The organism is Xanthomarina sp., assembly GCF_035306705.1.
Lineage (GTDB): Bacteria > Bacteroidota > Bacteroidia > Flavobacteriales > Flavobacteriaceae > Xanthomarina.
The window spans coordinates 1-15,823 of sequence record NZ_DATGNO010000169.1 but is presented as its reverse complement, the minus strand read 5'-3'; the positions used below and the strand labels follow the sequence as shown (position 1 = coordinate 15,823).

Annotated in this window: 14 protein-coding genes and 1 pseudogene; 5 read left to right on the top strand and 10 right to left on the bottom strand. The window is 32.4% G+C overall.

Annotation, left to right across the window (positions count from 1 at the left end; genetic code table 11):
• The 3 genes from VKY47_RS13625 to VKY47_RS13615 are packed head-to-tail and all read right to left on the bottom strand — an operon-like array spanning position 1 to position 5,105.
• Complete coding sequence (locus VKY47_RS13625; RefSeq protein WP_324313379.1) at positions 1–3,312, bottom strand: T9SS type B sorting domain-containing protein; 3,312 nt, start codon at positions 3,310–3,312, stop codon at positions 1–3.
• Positions 3,313–3,338: 26 nt separating this feature from the next.
• Positions 3,339–4,163, bottom strand: coding sequence for an ABC transporter permease (locus tag VKY47_RS13620; RefSeq protein ID WP_324313378.1), 825 nt, complete (start codon positions 4,161–4,163; stop codon positions 3,339–3,341).
• Positions 4,164–4,208: 45 nt separating this feature from the next.
• Positions 4,209–5,105, bottom strand: a complete 897-nt coding sequence (locus VKY47_RS13615; RefSeq protein WP_324313377.1) for an ABC transporter ATP-binding protein — start codon at positions 5,103–5,105, stop codon at positions 4,209–4,211.
• Positions 5,106–5,228: 123 nt separating this feature from the next.
• Between VKY47_RS13615 and VKY47_RS13610 the strand changes: the two genes are divergently transcribed.
• Positions 5,229–6,290, top strand: a complete 1,062-nt coding sequence (locus VKY47_RS13610; RefSeq protein WP_324313380.1) for a hypothetical protein — start codon at positions 5,229–5,231, stop codon at positions 6,288–6,290.
• A gap of 84 nt (positions 6,291–6,374) precedes the next feature.
• Here VKY47_RS13610 and VKY47_RS13605 read toward each other — a convergent pair whose 3' ends face one another.
• The 6 genes from VKY47_RS13605 to VKY47_RS13580 form a co-directional block, all read right to left on the bottom strand.
• Positions 6,375–6,893 (bottom strand): IS1096 element passenger TnpR family protein, encoded by a 519-nt coding sequence (locus VKY47_RS13605; RefSeq protein ID WP_324313376.1) that lies wholly within the window; start codon positions 6,891–6,893, stop codon positions 6,375–6,377.
• Between the two features lie 260 nt (positions 6,894–7,153).
• Entirely contained in the window at positions 7,154–7,687 is a 534-nt protein-coding gene (locus tag VKY47_RS13600; RefSeq protein ID WP_324313375.1) for a DUF6252 domain-containing protein, read from the bottom strand.
• Positions 7,688–7,737: 50 nt separating this feature from the next.
• A complete protein-coding gene (locus tag VKY47_RS13595; RefSeq protein WP_324313374.1) occupies positions 7,738–7,974 on the bottom strand; it encodes a hypothetical protein in 237 nt (78 codons plus the stop codon).
• A gap of 139 nt (positions 7,975–8,113) precedes the next feature.
• A complete protein-coding gene (locus VKY47_RS13590; protein WP_324313373.1) occupies positions 8,114–9,133 on the bottom strand; it encodes a COX15/CtaA family protein in 1,020 nt (339 codons plus the stop codon).
• A gap of 32 nt (positions 9,134–9,165) precedes the next feature.
• Positions 9,166–10,581, bottom strand: coding sequence for a CCA tRNA nucleotidyltransferase (locus VKY47_RS13585; protein WP_324313372.1), 1,416 nt, complete (start codon positions 10,579–10,581; stop codon positions 9,166–9,168).
• Between the two features lie 70 nt (positions 10,582–10,651).
• Positions 10,652–11,215: an L-threonylcarbamoyladenylate synthase gene (locus VKY47_RS13580; RefSeq protein WP_324313371.1), complete on the bottom strand. Its 564-nt coding sequence runs from the start codon at positions 11,213–11,215 to the stop codon at positions 10,652–10,654.
• A gap of 97 nt (positions 11,216–11,312) precedes the next feature.
• On the opposite strand from VKY47_RS13580, the gene VKY47_RS13575 reads away from it, so the two are divergent.
• From VKY47_RS13575 to VKY47_RS13565, 3 genes are read left to right on the top strand one after another with little or no spacing between them, the layout of a single operon-like run.
• The gene (locus VKY47_RS13575; protein WP_324313370.1) at positions 11,313–12,401 is read left to right on the top strand and encodes a DegT/DnrJ/EryC1/StrS family aminotransferase; all 1,089 of its coding nucleotides are present in this window, start codon (positions 11,313–11,315) and stop codon (positions 12,399–12,401) included.
• Between the two features lies 1 nt (position 12,402).
• The gene (locus VKY47_RS13570) at positions 12,403–13,041 is read left to right on the top strand and encodes a NeuD/PglB/VioB family sugar acetyltransferase (protein ID WP_324313369.1); all 639 of its coding nucleotides are present in this window, start codon (positions 12,403–12,405) and stop codon (positions 13,039–13,041) included.
• On the top strand, positions 13,042–13,857 hold the full coding sequence (locus VKY47_RS13565) for a glycosyltransferase family 2 protein (RefSeq protein WP_324313368.1): 816 nt from the start codon (positions 13,042–13,044) through the stop codon (positions 13,855–13,857).
• 12 nt (positions 13,858–13,869) lie between these two features.
• Here VKY47_RS13565 and VKY47_RS13560 read toward each other — a convergent pair whose 3' ends face one another.
• The gene (locus tag VKY47_RS13560) at positions 13,870–14,967 is read right to left on the bottom strand and encodes a glycosyltransferase (protein WP_324313367.1); all 1,098 of its coding nucleotides are present in this window, start codon (positions 14,965–14,967) and stop codon (positions 13,870–13,872) included.
• 146 nt (positions 14,968–15,113) lie between these two features.
• Here VKY47_RS13560 and VKY47_RS13555 point away from each other — a divergent pair.
• Positions 15,114–15,823, top strand: a pseudogene (locus VKY47_RS13555) (glycosyltransferase); the annotation flags it as partial.

The following is a 15,823-nucleotide window of genomic DNA, read 5'->3' as shown; positions in this document are numbered from 1 at the left end:
TTATCGTTTTAATGAAAAATGACTTTGAAATTCCCTACCGTCTTGTAAAGTGGCCGAAAACCAATAATCGTCAGCTGGTAACGGGTTTCCGTTAAAAGTTCCATCCCAACCTGTGCCAAGAGGGTTTATTTGTTTTACCAGTTTTCCATATCTATCATATATACGAATCATGGTATTTGGTTGAAATACATTAGAAATGCCTTTAATGTTCCACGTATCGTTATAACCATCTCCATTTGGAGTGAAAACTTTTGGAAAACCAATAATGGATACATCTTGGTTTACTATGCCACAATTATTTTTAATATCTCTAACAGCAACCGTATAAATACCGCCATAAACATTGTAAAAGGTGTTATCTGTTTGATAGGTATAATACAAACCTTCTTGATTGTAAAGGGCGTATTCATATTCTCCTTCCCCAGAAACAAGAACGGTTATGGTATTGTTTTCGGTAGCATCTACTATAAGAATATCGTTAAAAGTAGCTGTATTTGAAGGTTCTACGGTAATACTTCTAGATTTGGAACAGCCTAAACTATTTGTAGCCGTAACCGTATAAGTGCCAATTTGATTAATTTGAATGGTTCCCGAAGTTTCTCCATTAGACCACAAATAGGTGTAATTAGCAGGAGAATCGTTTAAAATCCCAGCCTCTAAAGGAATGGTTTGAGGAAAGGTATTTAAACAATATAAAAGAGTTTCATTTTCTTTTAAAACAGGCAATTTGCCCACAGTAATATAAACCTCGCTAATACCATAGCACGCATTGTTGTTTTCGGCCCTGGCATATATTGTTTGGTTGTAAGCTGTTGTGTTGTTATAGGGAGAACTCAATTCGTTTTGTTCTAAAAGAGCATCTTGATAGTTTTCATAAAAAGAAATAGGGAAAGTGATGCCATTTAGAGTTTGCATATCAGTTTCAAAATCGTTTAGATTGAATGAGTTGATGCCGTCTTCAGAATCCAGTTTATCACATGCAAAAGGAGCTTGATAATCTAAAAGTTGTGTGATGCTTACTTCCAAAGAAAGTTGTGCAATACTAAAGCAACCTGTAGTATCATCAATCACTTGTGCATATACCATTTGAGGATTTGAAATATTGCTGTAGTTATCAGAATTTAAAGGTGCATTACTATCTTCGGCATCTTCAAAACTGAAATAAAATACAGTTAAAAGATTTGCAATTCCACCAGTTAACTCGGTGTGAGCTTCATTTAAATTAAAAGAGGTTAAACCATCACTTATACCATCTTCATCGCATTGTAAAAGTGCGCTATTAAAGGAAGTTGGAATTGGATTAATTATAATGTCAAAGGATGTTGTATCAAAACAATTCGTATTTAAATTGTTTTCAATTCTTGTAAAAATTGTTTCTGTAAAAGGTGTCAGATTATAATAAGGCTCTGGTAATTCAGCGGTATTATTTTCAGCATCCAACAAGGTAGGATGATAGGTTATGGTATAAGCAGTTTCATCTTGGTTTCCTAAAACCAAAGTATCAAAATCATGTAGTAAGGTTTCTGTCTGTCCGTTGGAAAAATCACCATCCACATCGTCGTCACATACTTCTTGGTTGTTAATAGGGTTTGCCGTAGGAGTATAAAATACTTCAATAAAAAAAGAAGTCATATCAAAACAACTCGGACTTCCTGTTAGATCCAATCTCACGAAAATTTCTTGAGGATTGCTCGTATTGGTATATAAATGAGTGATTTCATTTTGGTTTAAATCTGCATCAATCTGAGATTCAAAATAATGTACAGAGTAATGATTTGCATCTTGCGCACCTAAAATTTCTCCATCTTGACTGGTGAAATCAAACTGCCAAAAGCCGTCATTGTTGTCATCGCAGATATCTATTTTTGAAACTGGATTTGCTGTTGGAGAAGTGAAATATTCAACAGTAGCTTCCCCTTCCAGAAAATCGCAACCTCCAGTATTTAAATCTATGGTCACTTCGTAAACTCCATTTTGATTAACATCTAAAAAGTAGTCTGTATTTGGTAAAGGATTGCCATTTAAAGTCCAAGTATAGATAGCTCCGGGAATATTTTCAGCTGTTAAAGTATATGTTTCATTATGACATAAAGGCAAATAATTAGTGGCAATTGGTGTCACGGTGTTATTAATAATATCTATTTTTTCAACAAAGAAAGATGAGATAAAAGGAGGTAAGCCTTGTGTGGAATTATTAGAACCTAGACTGATGGCATTATTTTGATAGTTACAAGCTTGGCCAATTTCATTAGGGTTATTAATAACACTTAAATAAGGAAGTCCTTGAGTATAAGTAGCTGCCATGGAGCGATATATTTTACCGTTTGGTCCCAATTGTAAAGCGCTTCTATATAGAGTTCGTTGGTCTATTAATCTCTGGGTGCCTACAATATTAAATGACATGAGATTAAATTGTGTAAGTGCCGATTTATGGTTAGCTGGAATATGGTCTCCAGATCCAAATTTATCGTTTGAAGAGGTAACATATAATAACTGACTGTTTGGTGAAAACTCAAGGCCATAAGGACTATTATGTGGGCTATTAATCGTTAATCTTTGATTATTGCTAACAATTCCTGTTTGTGTATCGAAATCGAATAAATATAATTCGTTCGGGTTAACATTAGCACAGGCCAATTTTTCTCCATTAGGCGATAATTTTAAATACCCCCTTAAATCTGACATGGTAATATTAGAAAAGGTTGAGGTAACAGCATTCATGTTTACACCAGCTGTAGTGACTTCAAACGCATGAAACGTGTTTAATGGGGATGTCGAAGAACCTGTTGGATTTGATAAACTTATAACCCAAATAGCTTGAGATTCACAATCTTTTAAAACAGCTGTTACTTTTTCGGAGCTCTGATTTAACAGGGTGACGTTTTTCTGGATTATTCGCCCCAAACCTCCACTTAATGTAATATCGACTACGGAATAATGCAGTCCGGTTAAGGTTTGGTTGGAACCCACGGTAAAAATATAATAAATATCAGGATCGTTAGGTTTTGGAACTACAATAGCAGATTGAGAACTAGACGAATCCCCCAAAAGATAATTTCCATTACTCATTACATTGTGCAGCCTGTTATAAACTGTGGTTCCATCTGTGTAGAAAAGCAAATTACCAGAACTGTCAGAAATGGAAGAACAACCTTCTATGGTATTTAATTGCCCATCATTTAAAACGGTAATAGAGCCATCACCAGCAAACTGAATTCCAGCGTTTTCACCAAAATACCAATTAGAGGCTTCTTCTTGAGAATAAACACCGAGAAAATTTATAAAAATAATGCAAAAAAGGAACTTCTTCATTTAGCTGGATATAGCTAGCAAAGGTATTATAAATCTCGCTTTTTTAATAATCTATAAGATAAAAAGATAAAAATTGCTGTCCAAGTTAATACAATGGCAATTTCATACCAATGTACCCCATAGTCGTACATTAAATCTCCTTTTTCAGGAAACTTTGCCATCATAACTCTTTGAAATGGCTGGTCTATAAGATTATACATGGATTTTAAAGGAAAAAAGTTCTGGATCTTACCAGCAATATCCATGTTTGCTTGCCAAGAAATAATTCCAAAAGCTATCCATTCTAAAATATATAAAATGAATAAAAAAGCTAAAGCAAAGGCCGATCGTTTTACCAACATGCCAAAAAACAAACACAAACTAAAGAAGCCTACAAGTTTTACAAAATAGGCTATCAGGAAATTGGTTTCTCTAATAATGATGGAAACTTCTGTATAACTTGAATAATATAAACCAATTAAAAGGGAAGCTACACCAATTAATATGGTAGCAACTAAAGAAAAGAAAACGATGGTATAAAACTTGGAAAGTATAAATTCCTTTTTGCTCAACCCATCAATCAGGTTTTGTTTTAAGGTTTTATTGCTGTATTCATTCCCAATCATACTTACCACAACAATCGCGAAGAAAAATTTAAATTGCGAAGCGAAAAATGTGGTAATATGCCAGATTATAGGAAAATTAAAGATGCCTAGTTCGCCTAACTCTAAGGTGAAAAAACCGAAGAAATTTATTTTTATAGAAGAAAGGATCAAAACAGTAAAAGGCAATATAAATGAAACAAATATCAATACTTTACTGGTTCTGCTTAAAAGTAATTTTTGTAATTCTAGGTTTAAAAGTCTTAACATGAAGTTGGTTTTTTACTGAAGTTTATTCAGAATCAATAAATTAAGTTAGAGTTTGTCTGTTAGTTGCAAGAATTGTTCTTCTAGACTTTGCTTGCGTTTTACTAAATGCGATAGCACAATACCCTTTTCGAACATGAGTTTGTTAAACGTTACAGCATCCATGGGTTCATTTAAAAATGCCGTTATAAGTTGATTATCTACTTTTACGGATCCAAAATCAGGATTCGATGCTAAGTAATCTAAAAGCGCATTTTGATTTTCGCATTTCAACTCGAAAAAACCATGACTCGAAATCATTTCGTCAACCCGACCGGAATAGAGTTTTACCCCTTTGTTTAAAATCACCACATGGGAACATACTTTTTCAACTTCATCCAATAAATGCGAAGCTAAAAGTATGGTGGTGCCATGACTGGCAATATCTTTAATTATTTCTCTAATCTGATGAATTCCTTGTGGATCTAAACCATTAGTGGGTTCGTCTAAAATTAAAATTTCCGGATCGTTTAGCAAAGCTGAAGCAATGGCCAAACGCTGTTTCATTCCTAAAGAAAAGGTACTGAATCTATGATCTTTCCTATCCAATAAATTTACAATCTCTAGTTTTTCTTCTATTTTAGAATAATCTACATTTTTTATTTTGCAAACCAATTTCAGGTTTTGGGCAGCCGTCATGTAAGGATAAAAATTTGGTCGCTCTATGATAGCTCCAACTCTTTTTAAGGCATCATGGGTGGAAACAGTTCCATTAAACCAATTGAAAGTTCCAGAAGTTTTATTTACTACGTTTAAAACAATGCCTAAGGTGGTAGATTTTCCGCTTCCGTTTGGGCCAAGAATCCCATAAACATTGCCTTTGTTTATAGTAAATGATAGGTCGTTAACGGCAGTAAGAAAACCAAATTTTTTGGTCAGTTTGCTAATTGTAAGAATGGGTTCCAAATTATTGGTATTTGATGGTTAGAAAAAATGGCTTCAGTTTTATTTTGTATCTATACGACGAGTGTATTTTAAAAATGTTACATTCATAAAAATAAAAACTTAAATTTGAAGAATTCGTTTTATATGGAAGATTTAAAGATATCAAAAAAAAAGCCATCTTATCCAATTAGTAAAGAATTGCATCAATATCTCACAGAGTATAACAGAAATATTAGGTTGCCTATTTTTTATGACGATTTGTTGCGTTTTCAAGGATCTGTTGTTGTTTATGATAAAAACGATGAGGATACACTTTGGATTCGAGTGTATTATAACGAATTTGAAAGTCAAGAAATCGATTTAAGTCTAAAGCGTGTTTATACTATTTTACATTCTGATGGTAACGAAAAAACCATTCCGTTTTTAACTATTGATGCTATAGATTATTGCACTTTTGGAAACTCCAAGCCTTTTAGAGTGAAAGTTCGAAATATTCTAAATGATAATTTCACTTATTTTTATGTAAAAAAAGCAGATGCTTCTCGAGTTTATGGTTTGGAATTGGAGCATATATTATCTCCATATAATCTAAATTTTCTAGTACATAAAGATACCTTGATTGAAGAGCATATTGCTGGTATTCCAGGCGATGAGTTTATAAAAAACATATTGCCAAAGTGCACTCCTATGGAGAAATCGCAAATAGCCAAAGAGTTTGTTAAATTTAACGAGCGTTGCACCATTAGGCTACTTGGAGACATGCGATCTTATAATTATGTGATAGTACCAACTCACGATTTCGATCATGTGGTATATAAAATTCGTGCTATAGATTTTGATCAACAATGTTACGAAGGCAAGTTTAACATCTATAAACCACAGTTTTTTAAAGAAAACTATCAAATGGTCAAGTTGGTTACCGAAAAATTCCAAACAGAATCCATAGACCAATACAAATTAGAAGAACGTTCTATCATGGCTAAACGTTTAATTAGTTATAATGATAGGATCGAACATTTAATAGCATGCATGCTTGAGGATACTATTTCTACACCTGAAAATGTAAAACAATTACAAGCTGAGATTTTTGAATTTGCTTCCGATATTAATTTCAAGAAATGTAAAAGTATGGGCGATATTTTAAAATATGCCCTTGATTTTGTAAAACGAAATTATGAGGATGTTAATATGAGAAATTTCTACTAAGGTGTTTCCTTTTCTTCTGCTATAGTTTTTTAGAAGGATAAATGTTGTTAAAATGTATGCGATCCTGAAAACTGGTTTCAAAAATTAGTTCCAGTTCTCGTCAAAATTAAGATTGTCGTAATCATCCAAATCATAATCATCATCAAACTCGTCGTTATAATCTTCTAAATCTTCGGCTTCAAAGGCCTTCTCTGGCGCTACATCAGGAATTTGGCCGTGAACAAACATTAAATTTGGATAATCAGTGCCTTCAGCTTCTTCAATTACTTCAGCTAACTCCACTAAAAACGTCCACATACTTAAAAAGTCGTAGATATAAATTAACCTCGTTTTGTCTTCATTACTCACTTCGTTAATAGGTGTGTCTCCCATTAATTTCACTTCATTCGACGCTTCGCTTAAATCAAATAAAGAGATTTCCTCTCCTTGGTTCCATTCACTATCACTTACATAAAACGAAGCCATTTCGGTACCATCAAATCCAAAAGATTGGGTAATGCTGTTGTGTAAATCTTCTAAAGTATCTGTTTCGCGAATTTCAATATCTCTAAAAATATCACCTTCTGAGTCGTGGTCTAGTATAATCCTGAATCTGTAAATCATGGTTTTCGTTGTTAAGTTTTTGTCTTAATAATTAATAACAATTGCTTTGTTTTGAACCTTAAACTTATATAAGTCTGCTTAAAAAAACAGTTGGCAAAGATAAGATTTTGATTAACAACTTCTCGCTCAAATAAAAAAATAAATTTTTAAATTCATTCCATTATCAATAAATGTCAGAGATAAGTATTTAAGTGTTTTAATAAAAAAAAGTCCTCAATATCTAACAATTGAGGACTTTTATATTGTTTTAAATTTGTTGACTATCGATACAGTACGGAATCGAAAGTTCCTTCGGTAATATTTTTAACGTCATCGTTATCGGAGTTTGTGGCTTTAAAATAAAACGTTCCCTTAACATTGTTTGCGCTAAGATGTGTAATAGTAAATTCTCCTTCTAAAGTGTCTTGCTCATGAGGGGCCGCATAGTTTTGATTGTTATCTTGACTTGGTTGATCGATTTCAACATACTCTGCAATTGTAGTAGGGTTATATCCTTCTGCAAAGAGAGCATAGGTTCCTAGACCGTCAAAGTTGTCGGTTACGAGTCTTATAAGTTTCGTGTCTGAAGGGGTAAAGCCTTCTACAAAAAACGAGTTTTCGTTTATGCCTGCACGAGTACCTGAATAATATGCCTTAAACTCGACACCTTCTACCATAGCTCGCATTGCAACTCTGTCGTTACCGTTATTTTGATCGTCTTCGATATTAATTAAGGAATCTGTAATACTGTCTTTACTGCAGCTTGATACTATAGTAATAAAAGTGAAAAACAAGAGTGTTTTAAAAGTTTTCATAATTTTTGAATTAAATATAAGTTTGTTGATTTTATTAAAATTTCGATGTTTTAGATAGCTGAATTTTCTTCGATAGTGGAAATAGATATATTAAATTCTCCTAGAGAGTCATCAGTCACCAATTCAAATGGTGATTCACCAACCTCGGCGGTAAAAAATGTTTGACTCCCATATGGAATATTGCCATTATTATCAATATTATTATTGTCATCGTCACTACTACAAGATGAGATTGTAGCTGTAAAAACCAATAAGACAACAAGCATTCTTTTTTTTACTAATTTCATAATGATTTTTTTTTGTTTTAAAGATTAATCAATTAATGTAATAAATATTAAAAGGTTAACACTCTAAAACAAACTCTAACTAAAAAAGGAACAATTTTATTTAATAAGAAACTTTTTTAAAAGCCGTAGATTCGTCGTACTATTTACTAAAGCGATGCAAGGTGAAAGTCATTGCCGAAAGCAAGAAAAATGCTCCAACTTGATGTGCCACACCCAACCATAAGGGTACTTGATAAATTATAGTAAAAACACCTAATGCAAATTGTACGAAAACCAATATAAACAATGAGTCTAAAGCTTTATTCTGATACTTGGTAAGTGCCAATTTTTTTCCTTGGAACCATATAATTAGTATAAAAATAACCACAATATAAGCGAATGTTCTGTGTATAAACTGGATGCCACTAGGGTTTTCAATCAGGTTTTTATAAAACGGTTCAAATATATAAACGGTCTCGTGCATAAACTTGCCTTCGTTCATAAAAGGCCAATGATTATGAAGTAATCCAGCTTTTAATCCAGCTACAAAAGCGCCATAAACTATTTGAAAAACCAATACGAGATATCCGACAAATACAAGATTCCTGAATTTTTTATCAATTACTTTTTTCTCAGGAAATATTAAATCCAAAGCCACCCATAAAGTAGCTGCAAAAGTTAAAAATGCTGTGGTTAAATGTGCTGCCAATCGGTAATGACTTACATCTGGTCTATCTACCAAGCCACTTTTAACCATGTACCAGCCCAAAAACCCTTGGAAGGCTCCTAGAACTAAAAGCACCAAACTCTTTTTAATGGTTTTACCTGTGAGCTGCTTGGTTACCAAGAAATAAATAAATGGAAAAATAAAAACAAGTCCGATAACTCTTCCGATGACTCTGTGAAGCCATTCCCAAAAATAAATTCCTTTAAAATCTTCTAAGGTAAAGTGGTAATGCAGTTTTTGATATTCCGGAAATTGTTGATATAATTCAAATTCTTCTTGCCATTGAGCTTCATTAAGAGGAGGAATGGTTCCGGTTATTAATTTGTAATTGGAAATGGATAATCCGGAATCTGTTAATCTGGTAATGCCTCCTACAACTACCATAATAAAGATTAAAACACAACCTGTTAGTAACCAGTAGATTACCTTTTTATTATCTTTTTGCTTTACCATGAAATACTGAATTTTAATTTACTAAACACTAGTTACTCTTTTTTTAATCCAAGTCGCTCGCCTTCTTTTATCATTAATTGATAGGCAGCTTCATATTCGTTTGGAATATCTCCTTCCAAAATAGCTTCTTTAATAATCTCCTTAATAACACCTATTTCTCTTGAAGGTTTTATATTAAACGTTTCCATAATAACTTCGCCAGAAATTGGAGGTTGAAAGTTTCTAACTTGATCCCGTTCTTCAACTTCTTCAATTCTTTTTCGAACTATTTTAAAGTTGTCATGATATTTTTTAAACTTTTTAGGATTCTTTGTAGTAATGTCTGCTTCACAAAGAATCATTAAATCTTCTACATAATCGCCGGCATCGAAAACCAGCCTCCTAACTGCGGAATCTGTAGCCATATCTTCGGCTATAACAATTGGTCTCGAGCTCATGAGTACCATTTTTTGGACAAATTTCATTTTATCATTTAAAGGCATTTTTAAACGCTTAAATAAATGATATACCATTTTCGAGCCTTTAAATTCATGTGCATGAAAAGTCCATCCAATTTTTTTATGAAACTTCTTGGTTGGTGCTTTTCCGATATCATGTAATAGGGCAGCCCAACGCAACCAAAGGTTGTCTGTTTTTTTGCTTATATTATCGACTACTTCCAAGGTATGATAGAAATTGTCTTTATGTCTCTGTCCTTCTATTTCGTCAATGCCTTTTAAAGCGGTTAATTCGGGTAAAATATAATCTAATAAACCTGTTTTATCAAGTAGTAGAAAACCAATAGATGGCTGGGCACTTTCTATTATTTTGTTTAGTTCTACTACAATGCGTTCCTTGGTAATTATTTCTATTCGCTCTTTATTTTTTGAAATAGCTTGTAAGGATTCTTCTTCAATTGTAAATTCTAATTGGGTTGCAAACCGTATGGCTCGCATCATTCTTAGTGGATCATCACTATAGGTAATATCCGGATTTAAAGGGGTTCGAATAATGCCATCTTTTAAATCTTGAATGCCATTAAAAGGATCAAGAAGTTCGCCAAAATAATCTTCAGTAACATCTATAGCTAACGCATTTATGGTAAAATCACGACGATTCTGGTCGTCCTCAAGTGTGCCATTTTCAACTATAGGATTTCTACTAGCTTCATTATAGCTTTCTTTTCGTGCGCCAACAAATTCAATTTCAATATCCTCGAAGCGCAGCATAGCTGTTCCATAGGTTTTAAAAACTTGGACTTTAGGCTTGTTGGGTAAATTTTTAGCTACTTGTTTTGCCAATTCAATTCCAGATCCAATAGCCACAATATCGATATCTTTTGCTGAACCACGTTGTAGAAGATAATCGCGAACAAAGCCACCAATAACATAAGCATCAAGCTGAAGTTCTTTTGCAGATTGCGAAATAATCTTAAAGATGGGATGGATTAAGGCTTTTTTGTGATTCATTGATTAAATTTCAATTTTCAAATGCTAATTCCAATTGGTTTCGGAAATTTAGTGTTTGAAATTTGAAGTTTTATTTTCTTATAACTTGTACTTTTCCGTCTTTGCTTAATTTAATAATTGCAGAGGGTTTAGTACCTAATTTTTCATTCGGCAAATTTACAACATAGTCCACACCTTTTAAAATGTCTTCATGTATTTCTTTAAAGGATTTTGGGGTAGGCTGGCCACTTATATTTGCTGAGGTTGACACGATAGCCCCATTAAATTTTCGGAGTAGTTGAAAACAGAAATCGTTATTCGGGATCCTAATGCCAATGGTATTGTCTTTAGCAATTAAATTGTGTGCTAAATTTTGTGGCTCATCGTAAATGATGGTTATGGGATTATCTTCAAGATCCATGATGTCGAAAGCAGCATCAGGAATATTTTTGATGTATTTTTTCAGCATTCTATCATCGGCTACCAAACAAATTAATGCTTTGCTATCGCTGCGTTGCTTTAACTTGAATATTTTTTCTACAGCTTCGGTATTTGTGGCATCACAACCAATTCCCCAAACCGTATCTGTTGGATAGAGAATGAGACCTCCTTGTTTTAAAACTTCAAGACATGCTTGAATTTCTTTGTGAAACATAAAAGCAATTAAATTAAAAACGTAAAAATAATATATATAAAAGTTAAATACAGAAATTAGTGTAATTTTGTCTAATAGATGTGAAATTTAGATATTAGTGATAGAACCTGAACGTATTAACGTAACCAAAGTATTTTTGCCCAACCAGAATGAATATCAAGAAATTTTAAAAAAATCTTGGAATAAAAACTGGATGACCAACAGGGGAGATTTAGTTAAAGAGTTGGAGGCTAAAATAACATCAAGGTTTCATATTCCTTACATGATTGCCACAACCAATGGCACTTTACCTATTCAAATTTCCTTAAAAACACTGGGTTTGACCGGCGAAATTATTACCACGCCTTTTAGTTATGTAGCAACCACTTCTAGTATTGTTTGGGAAGGTTTGATACCTGTTTTTGTTGATATTGAGGAAAATACTTTTACCATAGACCCTAGAAAAATAGAAGAGAAGATTACAAAAAAAACTTCAGCAATTTTGGCTACTCATGTGTTTGGGAATCCTTGTGATGTGGAAGCGATTGAACAAATTGCCAAAAAGCACAATCTAAAAGTAATTTATGATGCGGCACATAGTTTTGGTGTAACTTATAAAGACAAATCTATATTTAATTATGGAGATGTTAGTACTTGTAGTTTTCATGCTACAAAAATATTTCATACAGCCGAAGGAGGAGCTATTTTTACTAAAGATGAAGCCTTGTACAAAAAGCTTTATTATCATCATAATTTTGGTCACGATGGTCCTGAGCATTTTCAGGGAATAGGTATTAATGCCAAAATGAGTGAATTGCAAGCAGCTATGGGATTGACCATTTGGCCTTATTTGGACACTATTTTAAATAGAAGAAAATTATTGTTTAAAGTATACCAGGATTTTTTGGACAAACAATTAGTGTTTCAAACCATTAGAGAGCATACAAATTATAATTATAGTTATATTCCTGTTGTTTTTGAAAGTGAAGAACAACTTCTAAAAGTTCAGGAAGTGCTAAATATGCATCATGTTTTTCCTAGACGTTATTTTTATCCGTCCTTAAATAAGTTGCCTTATGTTAAATATCAAAACATGCCCATATCTGAAAAAATATCTGAACGAATTATGTGTTTGCCTTTATATCATGACTTAAGTGAAAACCAAATAAAAATGATTTGCGATTTAATCAATAAAAATTTGAATTAAAGTGGAAAAAGACATTTTTTTAATAGGCGTTGGAAACTATACCGAAGTGATTATTGAACTGGCAATTGATTGTGGATTTAATATTAAAGGTTTGTATCATTATAATCAGGATCGCGTAGGGGAAGAGATTATGGGGATTCTTATTGTTGGATGTACTGAAGATTTATATTCAAAAGACATTAAAGAGGTACAATTTGCGGTAACAATGGGTAATAATAAATTGCGAAATGAGATTGCCACCAAATTACGAAATCTTGGCGCATTAACTCCTAACCTAATTCATCCACGAGCTTTTATTAGTCCTTCTGCTACTTTAGGACAGGGTTGTTTTATTCATTTAAATGCAAAAATAAGTACGAATTGCAAATTAGGAAACGATTGTGTGATTGATTTTAATAGCTTAGTGGCACATCATGCAACCTTAGGAGATGCGTGTTATATGTCTTCATTGGCTATGGTTGGTTCTTATTGTACTATTGGAAAACGTGTTTTGCTAGGAATGAATTCTCTTATTATACCTTTAAACTTAACCATTGGGGACGATTGTCTTATAGGTGCAAAATCGAATGTCACAAAATCTTTCCCAGAAAAATGCGTTCTTGTTGGTAATCCAGCTAGAAAAATAAAAGAGATCGAATAAATGGAACCCTTATTAAGCATCTGTTGCACCACTTATAATCATGAAAAATATATAAGAGAGACCTTAGATGGTTTTTTGGCCCAACAAACAAATTTTCCAATAGAGATTATAGTTCATGATGATGCGTCAACAGATAATACTGCTGAAATTATCAGAGAATATGCTCTAAAAGACAGTAGGATAGTTCCTATTTTACAAACGGAAAATCAATATTCTAAATTCATTAAACCTTGGGCAAATTATGTTTTTCCTAAAGCACGGGGAAAATATTTAGCTATCTGTGAAGGGGATGATTATTGGATAGATCCCTTAAAGCTTCAAAAGCAAGTAGATTTTTTAGAAACACATCCAGATTATGGATCTTGTTTTCATAATTCCAAAGTGTATTATCAAGATACACAACAGTTGGAGAGCGATATTATGAATAAAGATGAACCCGAAACAAGTACAATAGTCGATTTAGCGAGAACCAATTATATAAGAACAAATACCATAGTTTTAAGAAACAATTTTAAGTTGCCCAATTGGTTTAATTACTTGCCAGTTGGCGATTGGCCCTTATTTTTAATTCAGATTAAAGACTTGAAAATTAAACGGTTTGAAGAAGAAATGGGAGTTTATAGAGTTCATAGCCAAGGAGCTTGGTCTGGAGCAGATGAAAGTAAAACCATAAAAATGACTTTGGATACTATAACACCTTTGCTTAAACATAAAGTTTTAAGCGAACCTGCCAATAAGGTTTTACGAAAACGCTACAGAAAATATAAAAAGAAGCAATTTAAATATTATTGGAAAAAACTCTTCAATGCAAAATAAATAAAGTTAGACTTATCTAATATCTTCGATCTGTCGGTTGTTCATGCTGTTTGTTTTTGTTGCCTTCCTTAAAAGCCATTTGGCTTTTATTTTCCTCATAAAACGCGAAGATTTATAGTAACGCAGATATCTTAAAATATCGTTTGGAGCTAATAGTTTTGCTAATTTAAAATGATATTGTAGATTTTCAAAAGAATCTTGCAGTACTATTTTAGTTCGTTGAGGTTGTACACGATTAAAACAAGCTTCAATTTTTGGTCTAGCTTTTTGCCTATCTTTTTTGTTAAGTTGTTTATAACAATGCTGAATGGCCTTTATTTTTAAATGTGTTATATAAATTGAAACAAGCTCTTTGTTTGTGTTATTTGTTTCTGTTTTATAATAATCATCATAGATGTACTCTATAATTTCTAAATATGATTCGAGATTTCTTAAACCTAAGTTATTAATAACAGAATTTAAGTTGGTAACATTATAGAAATATGTAGGCTCATTATTGAATATTACAGCATTTGCTTTAAAAAGTGTTTCAAAAAACCATAATTCATCTTCATGTAGAATCCCTTTTTTAAATTTTAAATTATGGGTTTCTAAAAAATCTTTTCTATAAAGTTTGTTCCAGGCAACACAAATTATAGGTTCTTCAACTACAATTTTAATTAGGTTTTTATTTTCGTTTGTAATCTTTTCCAAAGGATTAGATGCATTGACCAAATAATCCACAATGTCATAATTTTGCCCATTAGTTATGGCGTTTTTACCAATAACTATATCTATATCGTCTTTAGCAAGAGTGATTAAGCTCTCGAGTGCATGGGTTGAAAATAAATCGTCTGGATCAAAAAATATCACATAGTCTCCTGAGGTGTTTTCTAGACCTTTGTTTCTTGCTCCAGAAACACCTTTGTTTTCTTGATGAAAATATTTAAAGCGTGGATCTTTTTTTACCCAAAAATCAATTTCGCCACTTGTATTATCTTTACTACCATCGTCAACCAAAATGCACTCCCAATTCGTATATGTTTGTAAGAATATACTTTGTAGGGCATTATTTATAAATGTTTCTACGTTATAACAAGGAACAACTATGGATATTAATGCTTGAGGCATAGATATAATTTCGTTTGGTATGAAAGTCAAAAATAATTTATTAAAGTCAAACCAATCGTATTAGTTCTATTAATTTCTTGCTAATTATCCAATTTCATTAATAATTTGCACTATTTAAAGTGTATTTTTGACTAAAAGAAGAAGAAATGTCAATTTATAAGGCACTACGATTAAAATATAAAATATTTCTATTAAAACGTAGCTTGACCAAAGCCGAAAAATATTTTTATTTTGATACTATTTCCTACGCTAATAAAAATGTATTAATTGTCGATTCCATTATTCCGGAATTCGACAAAGATTCTGGTTCTAGACGTTTGTACAAGATTATAAATATCTTGTTAAAGCATGGGCTTGGAGTTTTTCTTGTAGCAGATAAGAAAGAATATAAATACAAAACAGATTATGTTTCACATTACAAAGATTTAGGTGTTGTGGTGTACGAACCAACAATAGATAAGTCGGGAAACTTTATTTCTAAAGAACTATTTATTGAAAATATCTTGCCAAAAATGGATTATGCTTGGCTACACCGAGCAGATGTTTTTAAGGATTATGTGGATTTGGTATCTAAGAAAAAAGATATAAAATTAATCTATGACATGGTCGATTTTCATTATTTGCGATTAATTAGGGAATGGGAAAACACCAATGATAATAGTACTAAATATGAGGCTGAGAAATACTTGAAAGTTGAAGTGGGTAATTGCCAACGTGCAGATAAAATCATAACGATTTCAAATCAGGATAGAGAAGCTTTAACAGCCTTTTATTCCAAGGAAGAAAAGATGATAACCATTGGTAATATTCATCAGTTTTTGGATGTAGATAAAACACCTATGGAGCAAAGAGAAGG

Excerpts from the sequence above, each read along its gene's own strand:
- VKY47_RS13620 (WP_324313378.1), bottom strand. The coding sequence starts at position 4,163 with ATGTTAAGACTTTTAAACCTAGAATTACAAAAATTACTTTTAAGCAGA.
- VKY47_RS13580 (WP_324313371.1), bottom strand. The coding sequence starts at position 11,215 with ATGTTTCACAAAGAAATTCAAGCATGTCTTGAAGTTTTAAAACAAGGA.
- VKY47_RS13600 (WP_324313375.1), bottom strand. The coding sequence starts at position 7,687 with ATGAAAACTTTTAAAACACTCTTGTTTTTCACTTTTATTACTATAGTA.
- VKY47_RS13560 (WP_324313367.1), bottom strand. The coding sequence starts at position 14,967 with ATGCCTCAAGCATTAATATCCATAGTTGTTCCTTGTTATAACGTAGAA.
- VKY47_RS13590 (WP_324313373.1), bottom strand. The coding sequence starts at position 9,133 with ATGGTAAAGCAAAAAGATAATAAAAAGGTAATCTACTGGTTACTAACA.
- VKY47_RS13610 (WP_324313380.1), top strand. The coding sequence starts at position 5,229 with ATGGAAGATTTAAAGATATCAAAAAAAAAGCCATCTTATCCAATTAGT.
- VKY47_RS13625 (WP_324313379.1), bottom strand. The coding sequence starts at position 3,312 with ATGAAGAAGTTCCTTTTTTGCATTATTTTTATAAATTTTCTCGGTGTT.
- VKY47_RS13585 (WP_324313372.1), bottom strand. The coding sequence starts at position 10,581 with ATGAATCACAAAAAAGCCTTAATCCATCCCATCTTTAAGATTATTTCG.
- VKY47_RS13565 (WP_324313368.1), top strand. The coding sequence starts at position 13,042 with ATGGAACCCTTATTAAGCATCTGTTGCACCACTTATAATCATGAAAAA.
- VKY47_RS13595 (WP_324313374.1), bottom strand. The coding sequence starts at position 7,974 with ATGAAATTAGTAAAAAAAAGAATGCTTGTTGTCTTATTGGTTTTTACA.
- VKY47_RS13605 (WP_324313376.1), bottom strand. The coding sequence starts at position 6,893 with ATGATTTACAGATTCAGGATTATACTAGACCACGACTCAGAAGGTGAT.